10 protein-coding genes are annotated in these 10,462 nt (G+C 42.4%); all 10 read right to left on the bottom strand.

The window, feature by feature from the left end; translation table 11 throughout:
* Position 1 precedes the first annotated feature (1 nt).
* Entirely contained in the window at positions 2 to 2,011 is a 2,010-nt protein-coding gene (locus QZZ35_RS06840) for an FtsX-like permease family protein (protein ID WP_291236718.1), read from the bottom strand.
* Positions 2,008 to 2,772: an ABC transporter ATP-binding protein gene (locus tag QZZ35_RS06835; protein ID WP_291236717.1), complete on the bottom strand. Its 765-nt coding sequence runs from the start codon at positions 2,770 to 2,772 to the stop codon at positions 2,008 to 2,010. Before QZZ35_RS06835 ends, QZZ35_RS06840 begins: the two co-directional genes overlap by 4 nt.
* Before the next feature lie 111 nt (positions 2,773 to 2,883).
* On the bottom strand, positions 2,884 to 3,888 hold the full coding sequence (locus tag QZZ35_RS06830; RefSeq protein ID WP_330635617.1) for a sensor histidine kinase: 1,005 nt from the start codon (positions 3,886 to 3,888) through the stop codon (positions 2,884 to 2,886).
* Positions 3,881 to 4,552 (bottom strand): response regulator transcription factor, encoded by a 672-nt coding sequence (locus tag QZZ35_RS06825; RefSeq protein ID WP_291236716.1) that lies wholly within the window; start codon positions 4,550 to 4,552, stop codon positions 3,881 to 3,883. The genes QZZ35_RS06830 and QZZ35_RS06825 overlap by 8 nt, the downstream gene beginning before the upstream one ends.
* Positions 4,553 to 4,691: 139 nt before the next feature.
* Positions 4,692 to 6,146: a hypothetical protein gene (locus tag QZZ35_RS06820; RefSeq protein WP_291236715.1), complete on the bottom strand. Its 1,455-nt coding sequence runs from the start codon at positions 6,144 to 6,146 to the stop codon at positions 4,692 to 4,694.
* A gap of 17 nt (positions 6,147 to 6,163) precedes the next feature.
* The gene (locus QZZ35_RS06815; protein ID WP_291236714.1) at positions 6,164 to 7,081 is read right to left on the bottom strand and encodes a dihydrodipicolinate synthase family protein; all 918 of its coding nucleotides are present in this window, start codon (positions 7,079 to 7,081) and stop codon (positions 6,164 to 6,166) included.
* A gap of 32 nt (positions 7,082 to 7,113) precedes the next feature.
* On the bottom strand, positions 7,114 to 7,566 hold the full coding sequence (locus QZZ35_RS06810; RefSeq protein ID WP_291236713.1) for a YhcH/YjgK/YiaL family protein: 453 nt from the start codon (positions 7,564 to 7,566) through the stop codon (positions 7,114 to 7,116).
* Complete coding sequence (locus QZZ35_RS06805) at positions 7,563 to 8,582, bottom strand: ABC transporter ATP-binding protein (RefSeq protein ID WP_291236712.1); 1,020 nt, start codon at positions 8,580 to 8,582, stop codon at positions 7,563 to 7,565. The genes QZZ35_RS06810 and QZZ35_RS06805 overlap by 4 nt, the downstream gene beginning before the upstream one ends.
* 1 nt (position 8,583) lies before the next feature.
* A complete protein-coding gene (locus QZZ35_RS06800; RefSeq protein WP_291236711.1) occupies positions 8,584 to 9,612 on the bottom strand; it encodes an ABC transporter ATP-binding protein in 1,029 nt (342 codons plus the stop codon).
* A gap of 11 nt (positions 9,613 to 9,623) precedes the next feature.
* On the bottom strand, positions 9,624 to 10,462 hold an 839-nt coding region (locus QZZ35_RS06795; protein ID WP_291236710.1), incomplete at its 5' end, for an ABC transporter permease.

Here is a 10,462-nt window from a genome sequence, read left to right as displayed (position 1 = left end):
ATCATCTCGTTTCGCTGACAATTTTATAATAGGCTCTAGAAGTTGCCATATAAAATAAAATATAAAATGCAGCAAAAACAAGGTAGGTTCCCACGTTGACCATCACAAAAAGCTTTGTATTTGTCAGGCCGAAAAGAAGTAAAAGCTTTGCAACGACCGGAAATGCGAAAATGATATGAATGCCTGCCGTCAAAAGCGGCACGAAAAAGATGGTCAGTATCTGTGAATTAATACTCTTTCTTATCTCCTCTTTTGTCATTCCAACTTTTTGAAGAATATCGAATCGGGCCTGATCTTCATAGCCTTCCACGACCTGCTTATAGTACATGATCAGTACGGTTCCGCATATAAATACGGTTCCAAGTAAAATTCCAAGAACAAAAAATCCACTGTTGACTGCAAGAAAATCTTCTCTGCTTTCCGCACGGCACTCAAGAGAAAATCCACAGGATGTATCATCATCTGCCCACGGTGTTGACGCGATCTTTTCGGCAATCTCAATCTTTGTTTTCTCATCACAATCCAGATCAAACCCATAATAGTCACACAAAGAGGACGCTTCTTCCTGATAGATTTCAAGCTGGGTTTCATAAAACTGTTCCAAGGTCTCTATATCTTTGACAAAGATAAATATGGATGGAAAAATAAGACTTTGGGATTCTCCATTGACCACAAACTTTTCAGGAGCCTGACGTACATTAAAGACCGGCATCTGCTCAACTTCAAGCGTATCATAATCATAATTACATTTTGATGCACAAATCATGACTTCCCCATCCTTTAATATTTCGGATGTTCCCATAACGGTATTATAATCTTCCAAAGGAATAATATAAAGCTGACGCATATCCGCATAGCTGTAAGGCTGATCTATCTTTTTTGGATCGAGCAGCATTTTTCCGTCTTTTTGAAGTGCAACCATAACCAAATACCGGTAATGCAGCAGATTATCTGCCTCAAGGTCATATTCATCGAGTGTATTTGTAATTAAATTATGTGCCTGATCCGTGATTTCTTCGTCAATCGACCATAGATCCATAACGATGTCTCTCGGATAACGATTTCTCAGATTTTCTTCGCCTCCGATATACAGACAGAAAGTAGAAGATATCATGACAAGGACCATCGTCGATAAAATACAGATCGAAGCCAGACCGGCACCGTTGCGTTTCATACGATAGACCAGAGAAGAAATCGAAATAAAATGGTTTGTCTTATAATAATAGTTCTTGTTTTTCTGAAGCAGGCGGCAAAAGACAACCGAACCGGCAATAAACAGCAAATATGTTGCGACAATAACCATAAGGACAGCTACAAAAAAGAGAACAATTGCCGAAACAGGATCACTTATGGTTACTGAGATATAATAGGCACCAATTAGAAGGATGGCACCGATCAATGCGATAAACCAGTTTCCCTTTGGAGGCTTTTCACCGACCGATTCACTGTGGATCAGTTCAATCGGTTTTGAGAAATAAATCTGCCGTAGACTGTTGATCAGGATCAAAATAAAAATAACAGCAAAGATGATAAAAGCCTCTGAGATCGGCCGTTTAAGAATCTCAAAACGAAAACCCACATCTGAACCGAGCATCCGGCCAATTAAAAGTTCTACTGCTTTTGAAAATAAAATACCGCAGCCAAGTCCTCCGATTATAGAGATCACTGAAATAATCAATGTTTCCCATATTAAGACCCTGGACAGATTATTTTTACCCATTCCGAGAATATTATAGAGACCAAACTCTTTTTTACGTCGTTTCATCAAAAATGAATTTGTATAAAATAAGAGTATCAGGGCAAAAAGGCCAATGACATTACTTCCCAGGCTTAGAAATTCCCGTACGACATCTCCGCCGTGCATAGCCGCTACAGAACTGCTGCAGGATAAAAAGGATACAATATAGTACATCATGACCATTCCGATACCGGTCAATATATAAGGTACATAAGTCTTTTTATTTTTCCGGATACCGGACAGGGCAAGTTTTAAATAAAATCCGAATCTCATTTCTTCTCACCGCCCGTCGCAAGAATCGTCAGCGTATCGGATATTTTCTGATACAGCTGTTCATTGGATGAATTTCCTCGATAGATCTGATGAAAGACCTCTCCGTCTTTAATAAATAAAACCCGTCCTGCATGACTGGCCGCCTTGACCGAATGGGTTACCATAAGAATCGTCTGGCCTTCCTTATTGATTTTTGTAAATAATTCAAGAAGTTCATCGGTGGATTTTGAATCGAGTGCTCCTGTCGGTTCATCCGCAAGTATCAGTTTCGGACTTGTAATAAGCGCTCTGGCAACTGCCGCCCTCTGCTTCTGTCCGCCGGAAACTTCATAAGGATACTTACTCAATAATTCATTGATTCCGAGTTTATATGTGATCGGCTGTAATTTCTCCATCATTTCTTTATAATGTTTTCCCTCCAGCACAAGGGGCAGCAAAATATTGTCTTTTAATGTAAATGTGTCCAGTAAATTAAAATCCTGGAAAACAAATCCCAGATTGTCTCTGCGAAATTCAGCAATCTTTGATTCTTTGACGGAAGACAGATCATGCCCGTCCAGGCGTACATTTCCGGCCGTCGGTTTATCCAGAGCCGCCAGAATATTTAAAAGCGTTGTTTTGCCGGATCCGGATTCTCCCATGATCGCGATATATTCGCCTCTTTCTACAGTAAAATTAACATTGGACAGTGCCTGAACTTTATTTGCCCCAAAACGGGTCGTATAAATTTTTTTAATATTTGTAACTTCCAAAATTGCCATTTCATTTTCCTCCTTCTCTTTTCTATGGGTCAATTATAGCAAAAGAGGGAAATGGCCTGCCATGGTTTTGGCTTACATTTCCCCTGTCCAACATTACAATCCTGAAAGGTTTTATTCAAATACCCTCTTTTTTTGTGAAAGACGGATTCGGATTTCCGTGCCCACATCCACCTCAGATACGGCTTCGATCTCATGTCCGAGCCGGCTGCATATTCTATGGCACAGATAGAGTCCGATACCGCTGGCCTTCATATCCGTGCGGCCGTTATAGCCGGTAAATCCTTTTTCAAATATTCTCGGAAGATCCTCCGGAGCGATGCCGATGCCTGTATCCTTTATGCACAATGTCGCAGATGGATCAAGACTTATCTCAATACTGCCCTTTCGCGTATATTTTAACGCATTTGATAGGACCTGCTCAATGACAAACAGCAGCCATTTTTCATCGGTCACAACCTGAAAGGAAACCGGCTCATAGACAAGTCTTATCTTTTTCCTGATAAACTGGGAAGCATATTTGCGGACAGCCTGTTTGATGACAAGGTCCAGATCACAGGACTTGATCACATAGTCGGTTGATGTTCCGTCAAGTCTTAAATAGGCCAGTACCATTTCCACATACTGTTCAATACGAAGTAATTCATCTGAAAGTGCACGATGTTTTTCGTCATCTTCCCCCTGCAGAATAAGCCGCATTGCAGAAATCGGAGTTTTTATCTGATGCACCCAGAGTGTGTAATATTCCATCATATCCGAGTAGCGTTCATCCATCCTTTCCGTCAGTCGGCACTTTTCGTCATAGAGTGCATGAAGTACATGCTGATAATCTTCCTCAATAATATTGGAAGCTTCCGGAAAATGCTCATCTGTCACCATGATTTCCGATACAAGTCTTTCCAGATGTTCATGTTTTTTTCTGAATTTGCGGTAATCCGATATCAAAATAATCGATGCTGCAAAAGCACCCAGTAAAGACGCATACAAAACAGGAAGAAGGGGAAGACGGGCAAGGAAAAAAATGAAACCGTAAATAAAAGTAAACAGGATATAGATCAGGGCTGCTTTTTTATGAAGCCGCAAATATTCATAAAACATTTTTGATTTTTTCTTATTCAATAATATATCCCATGCCTTTCTTTGTCCCTATAAAACCTTCAATTCCCGCCTGTTCCAGTTTCTTGCGCAGTCTTGCAATATTTACTGTCAGAGCATTTTCATCCACAAAACAATCGGTCTCCCAGAGTTTCTCCATCAGTTTGTCTCTGCTGACAACATGTCCTTTATTTTCCATCAGTGTTTTTAAGATACGATAATCATTTTTCGTCAATTCAATCCGCTCACCTTCAAAACTCAGGCTGGCATCTGAAAGATTTAACAGAACTCCCCTGTGCTGCAGAACAGATACCTGATTGCCAAAATCATAGGTCCTTCTTAAAACTGCCTGAATCTTTGCCGTCAGCACATTCATATCAAAGGGTTTCGCGATAAAATCATCCCCACCCATATTCATCGCCATGACAATGTTCATATTGTCGGATGCTGAGGATATAAAAATGATCGGGATTTTGGACATTTTTCGTATTTCCATGCACCAGTGATAACCGTTATAAAAAGGCAGCGAAATATCCATCAGGATCAAATGGGGGCTGTATTCTGCAAATTCCTTAACAATATCTTTGAAATTCTCCGCACATCTGGCTTCCAGTCCCCAGGTTTCAATGTGGTTTTGAATTGCGGTACCGATTCCCGGATCATCTTCTACAATCAATATTTTATACATTTTTACCTCTCCTCTTCTACTCTGTCTATCATTATATCGAAAAAAATAATGAAAGAAAAGAAAGAAGGGATAATCTTAAGATTTTATACAGAAAAAAACGTCTCTCCCGAAGGAAAGACGTTTTACATACATTTAAAATTTAATGAATTTCATTTTCCATGTCGGCACCTTCCCAGAGACGATGACCGTCAAGACATAGATCTCCGCGAACAGCCCAAATCTTCATATTTTTAAATCGGAATTTGATACATCCCTGCGAACCTTTAAGTTTTTCCATACCTTCCGGCCATGATATGCGGATCCATCCGTCGGAAGTATTTTCTGTCCGGCTCTCCTCAAAAGTAAATCCGGATAAAGGCAATTCGGTCCAAATGTGGTGAATCTGCGCTTCCAGAAGAACCGGTTTGTCCGGATTTTCTGCCTGTGCAAGAATTTCCAGATTACTGCCGCCAAATTTTAACCGACAGGATGTAAGGAGACTGTCAGAATTCTTGTCTTTTTGAACCATCGCCGCAAATTGATCCGGCTGCCAAAAGGCTCTGGCCAGAGAAGATTCCCTGAAATTTGTGTGGCGTCCGTTGCCGCCCATATAATAGAGCCAGATCTTTCCATCCGGGCCGATCACAGGCTGAGAAGCATAAATACATCCGCAGTCAAATGCACCCGTCGGATAGTGTCCCTCACCTCTCGGAATCAGGCTTTGTCCCGGTGCCACAAAATCAAAATGCTCCGGATTTACGGCCCATGTGAGTTCACAGTCTACGGTATCAAAGTTTTCTTCCCTCCGATCACCCTCATGGATGATTGAAGCAAGACCAAGATAAATACCATTCCAGAAAAAGACAGGCATAGAATACACCTGATTTTCATAACCTCTTCCCCGAAGTGTTTCTTTCGGTTCCGTCCAGTGAATAAAATCATCACTTCGGCTCAGTGTTGTCATACGGATACCGTCCTGCCACACACGGGAAAGCAGCATATAACAGCCTTCTTCCTCATTCCAGAAAGGAAGATTGTGACTGTCCGCCGGCGGATTATGTTCCGGCCACGGAATCAGTTTGGACCAGTCTTTTCCATTCGGTGAAAAGGCCACGGCCATATGTGCTCCCTGTCCCGGAATATCCACTTTTGTAACCATTTTATATTTTGCATCCGGGTTGGAGTCATGATCGTCGATCATGACCCCGGTCCCGTGGGCAAAAAGGAGGAGAATGTTATTAGCTTTGCTGCCTCGCCACTCTACCCGGCCAAGTTCCGGTTTTACCCAGTGGATGCCATCTTTGCTTTCAGCATAAGCTAAAGACGTCACACGGTCCATTCTTGGCAGGTAATCTCTGGAAGTTCTTTCCTCAAGCGAAGTTCCCTCTGTGTCTGAATCATCCGTAAATAATGTATAATAGCATCGAAAAATCTGTTCTTCTTTATCAAACAGTACATTCGGATATCCGTTGTCAATGCGTATCTCCCATGGTTTATCCTGGACAAACAGGGGATTGTGGCCGATATCCTTCTTTGGAGTTGTTATTTGAATCTCCACATTTTCCATTGCCTGCGGATTCAGAAATCTCCGATCAAGCATCAGATATTTTTCCAAAGAATCAGCTCCATTTCTTAGCAATACATTTTAATTGCTTCGTCAATCATTGCTGCACATTTTTTAACCTGTTCCATATCTTCCGGAATAAGGTTTGGCAATGGTTTACGAACGCCGCCGATATCTAAACCTTCGCGGATCCTTAAAACTTCTTTCATAACGGCGTACAGATTGCCGTGGCATTCGCACATTGCATAAATAACTGCATCTGCAGCATACTGAATCTTCTGTGCTTCCGGAATCTTTCCTTCAGCGACAAGATCCATGATCTTCAGATATAATTCCGGCATAACCGCATAGGTTCCGCCGATACCGCCGTCTGCACCCATGGCAAGACCGGAAACAAGCTGTTCATCCGGACCGTTGAATACAACAAAGTCTTCGCCGCCGTCCATCTTGAACATCTGAATATCCTGAACAGGCATAGAGCTGTTTTTAACTGCTGCCACCTGAGGATTTTTACGCATTTCTTTAAATAAAGGCATTGTCAGAGCAACACCGGCAAGCTGCGGAATGTTGTAAATGACAAAATCTGTGTTTGGTGCTGCAGAAGAAATATCATTCCAGTACTGTGCAATTGCATGCTCCGGTAAATGGAAATAAATCGGAGGAATGGCTGCGATCGCATCCACACCGAGGCTTTCTGCATGGGCAGCAAGTTCCATACTATCTGCTGTATTGTTGCATGCAACGTGAGCAATAACTGTAAGTTTTCCTTCAGCGGCTTTCATAACATGTTCCAGAACCAGTTTTCTCTCAGCAACGCTCTGATAAATACATTCACCTGAAGATCCGCCAACGTAAACACCTTTTACACCTTTTTTGATCATATATTTTGTAAGTTCTTCCACCCGTTCCGGGCTGATTGCTCCCTGATCATCATAACATGCATAAAATGCCGGAATAATTCCCTGATACTTAGAAATATTTTTCATTTTTTTCGCTTCCTCTTTATTTTTTTTAAAATTTATTTCATGCGCACCTTGACAACTGCCTTCTCGACCCGTTCCGGGCCGTCTACGGCAATCTTGACAATGTGTGCATCTTCAGGAAGTACAATAAGTACTTTCCCTGGCATCATCATCAAACGGTTTTCTATCGGACCGTCACAGTCGACAGAATCCGTAACTTTATCGACGGATGTCACATTCATTTTATCCATATCGGTCACCCCGATCCATTCTTTTCCTGATAATACAAGATGAATGTCCGCATAAAATTCATGTGCTTCGAAAGCCGCAGCTTCCTCTGCCATCGTCTCATAACCGAAACGATTGATAAAGACATTTTCCCCATCGACATTATTTCTTCCCGCAGTGAGTTCCTCAAGAGAATGGCTCATCAGATAATCAATAGCCCTATCAAGGTGAGGTCCGATACCGCGGTAATTTTGCAAATACTTCATGTCTGTGTAAATCATTTGCTGTCTCCACTTTCCTTTGCTTCATATAAATGACACGCAACCATATGGCCTTCTTTTCCATGATAACGGATGGCAGGATCTTCCTGTTTACAGATCTCCATGCAATGCGGACATCTGTTATGGAAGGCACATCCGCTTGGTTTATGGATCGGACTCGGAACTTCGCCCTCAAGAACCTGACGCTTTTTCGTCGTATGGATATCTGCAACCGGAATTGCCGAGAGCAGAGCCCGTGTATACGGATGGAGCGGTTCCTCATAGAGTGCCCTTGAATCTGCAACTTCTACGATCTTTCCGAGATACATAACCATAATTCTGTCGGACATATACTGAACAACAGATAAATCATGAGCGATAAAAAGGTATGTAAGATTGAGTTCTTTCTGAATTTCTTTCATCAGGTTCAGAACCTGGGCCTGAATCGATACATCAAGTGCTGAAACCGGTTCGTCACAGATGAGAACTTCCGGCATAACTTCCAGAGCACGTGCAATACAGAGACGCTGACGCTGCCCACCGGAAAATTCATGAGGATAACGCATCAGATAATCCGGCTGGATATTTACCATTTTAAGCACACGCTGCATAACTTTTTCACGTTCTTCCTGAGAAGAAATACCATGCGTCTTCAATGGTTCCTCAAAGGATTCATAAATTTTCTTCTGCGGATTAAGTGCGGAATAAGGATCCTGGAAAACCATCTGGACTTTTTTGCGGAATTCAAACATTTCCTGTTTATTAAATTTGGTAATATCTTTATAGTCTCCGTCATAATTAAACATAACCTGTCCGCCGGTCGGTTTTTCAAGCATCATGACCGTTTTTCCGAATGTCGATTTACCGCATCCGGACTCGCCTACAATACCAAGTGTTTCGCCTTTGTAAATATCAAGACTTACATCATCTACCGCCTTAACATGTCCAACCACCTTTTTCATAAATCCCTTTGTGATCGGGAACCAGGTCTGGAGATTGCGGATCTTAAAGATAATTTCTTTATTTTCTTTACTCATATCAATCCACCTCCGGATAAGAATCATATTTCAGGCAGCGTACACGGTGGCCCGGTGCGATTTCATACATCGGGATTGTTTTTTCGCGGCACCGGTCTGTACACTCGGAACATCTGTCCGCAAATTCACAGCCGCCCTTCAAATCTGCCGGATTTGGAGTAGCCCCCGGAATTGTCTCAAGTTTCTGATCATCTGCCAGTCCAAGAACCGGTACACTTCGAAGAAGTGCTTTTGTATACGGATGGCTTGTCCGGTCAAACAGATCTTCAAGGCTTCCGAACTCAACAACACGGCCCATATACATAACGCAGACTTCGTCTGCCATCTCGGCAACAAGTCCCATGTTGTGGGTGATCAGAATGATCGATTTTCCTTCTTTTAACTGAAGTTCTTTTAACAGTTCCATAATCTGTGCCTGAATGGTCACATCCAGAGCGGTTGTTGGTTCATCACAGATGATCAGTTCCGGATTGCAGATCATGGCGATGGCGATAACAACACGCTGTTTCATACCGCCGGAAAACTGATGCGGATAACAATCAATACGTTCTTCCGGATCCGGAATACCTAACTTGCGGAACATTTCAAGAACTTTCGCTCTCGCTTCTGCCTTCTTCATGCCTTTGTTGTGCTGAAGAAGGCCTTCGGCTACCTGATCACCGACTTTATATACCGGATTTAAGCTGGACATCGGATCCTGAAATACCATGGACATATCCGGTCCGCGCAGTGCACGCATTTCCGGTCCGTTTGGTTCTTTAATACTTTCCAGATGATATTCGGTCACTTCGCCGTTCCGAAGTGCATTATACTGTATATTTTTGGCTTTTACAATGGCATTTTTGCCGGTAAAACGCATGATCGAGTTCATCGTCACACTCTTACCGCAGCCGGATTCGCCTACAACCGCCAGGGTTTTTCCGCGGCGTACCTGAAAAGAAACATCTTTTACAATTTTTATTTCTTTTCTGTCTGAAATGAAGGTTGTATTTAATTTTTCAACATTTAAAATAATTTCTCTGTTATCCATGAGGCCCCTCCTTACTGCTGTTTTGCATCCAGTACGTCACGCAGGCCGTCGCCGAAGAAGTTGATTGCCAGAACGAACAGACTGATTGCCAGACCAGGGAATACCCAGATCCACCACTGATTTGTAACAACGGATACGGATTTTGCCGCATTTAAAATATTTCCCCAGGTCGGTGTGCTGTCCGCTACGCCCAGACCGATGAAGGAAAGAGCTGCTTCCTGAAGAATAAAGAAGGCAACGTTTGTTGTTGTTGAAACGATGATCGGACTCATAACGTTCGGAAGGATCTGTTTGAACATAATGTTGTTTTTGCTCATACCGAAGGCTTCACAAACTTTAACGTAGGTCTCATTTTTAAGCGTCATAAACTCATTTCGAACCATACGGAAGGTTGTCATCCATCCGGTAAATACGAAAATAAACAACAGGTTGCCAAGACCACGTTTGTTAACGATGGCTACGAGCATCATAACAAGAACGAGCTGTGGAAAAGCCTGGAAGATTTCTGAAATACGAATCAGGACCATATCGACTTTACCACCGAAATAGCCGGCCAGAGCACCGAGCACCGCACCGATCACAGAACTCATGATGGCACAGAAAGCACCGATCAGAATGGAATAACAACCGCCGACGAGAACACGCGAAAATAAGTCACGTCCAATGGTATCTGTGCCGAACAGATGTCCGTTTCCAGGAGCCTGTTTCATTTCTGTCAGCACCGGTGTTCCATAATCGACGCCAACGATCATTCCGATCACACAGGACAATGTGATAACGAGAATAATGACAAGGCCCAGAACTGCCAGTTTATTATTCATAAATTTACGCACATTTCGTTTAAATAAAG

It is taken from the genome of Frisingicoccus sp., from assembly GCA_016298055.1.
GTDB lineage: Bacteria > Bacillota > Clostridia > Lachnospirales > Lachnospiraceae > Frisingicoccus.
This window is presented reverse-complemented; position numbering and strand designations above follow the sequence as displayed.

Excerpts from the sequence above, each read along its gene's own strand:
- QZZ35_RS06840 (WP_291236718.1), bottom strand. The coding sequence starts at position 2,011 with ATGAGATTCGGATTTTATTTAAAACTTGCCCTGTCCGGTATCCGGAAA.
- QZZ35_RS06835 (WP_291236717.1), bottom strand. The coding sequence starts at position 2,772 with ATGGCAATTTTGGAAGTTACAAATATTAAAAAAATTTATACGACCCGT.
- QZZ35_RS06825 (WP_291236716.1), bottom strand. The coding sequence starts at position 4,552 with ATGTATAAAATATTGATTGTAGAAGATGATCCGGGAATCGGTACCGCA.
- QZZ35_RS06815 (WP_291236714.1), bottom strand. The coding sequence starts at position 7,081 with ATGAAAAATATTTCTAAGTATCAGGGAATTATTCCGGCATTTTATGCA.
- QZZ35_RS06810 (WP_291236713.1), bottom strand. The coding sequence starts at position 7,566 with ATGATTTACACAGACATGAAGTATTTGCAAAATTACCGCGGTATCGGA.
- QZZ35_RS06805 (WP_291236712.1), bottom strand. The coding sequence starts at position 8,582 with ATGAGTAAAGAAAATAAAGAAATTATCTTTAAGATCCGCAATCTCCAG.
- QZZ35_RS06800 (WP_291236711.1), bottom strand. The coding sequence starts at position 9,612 with ATGGATAACAGAGAAATTATTTTAAATGTTGAAAAATTAAATACAACC.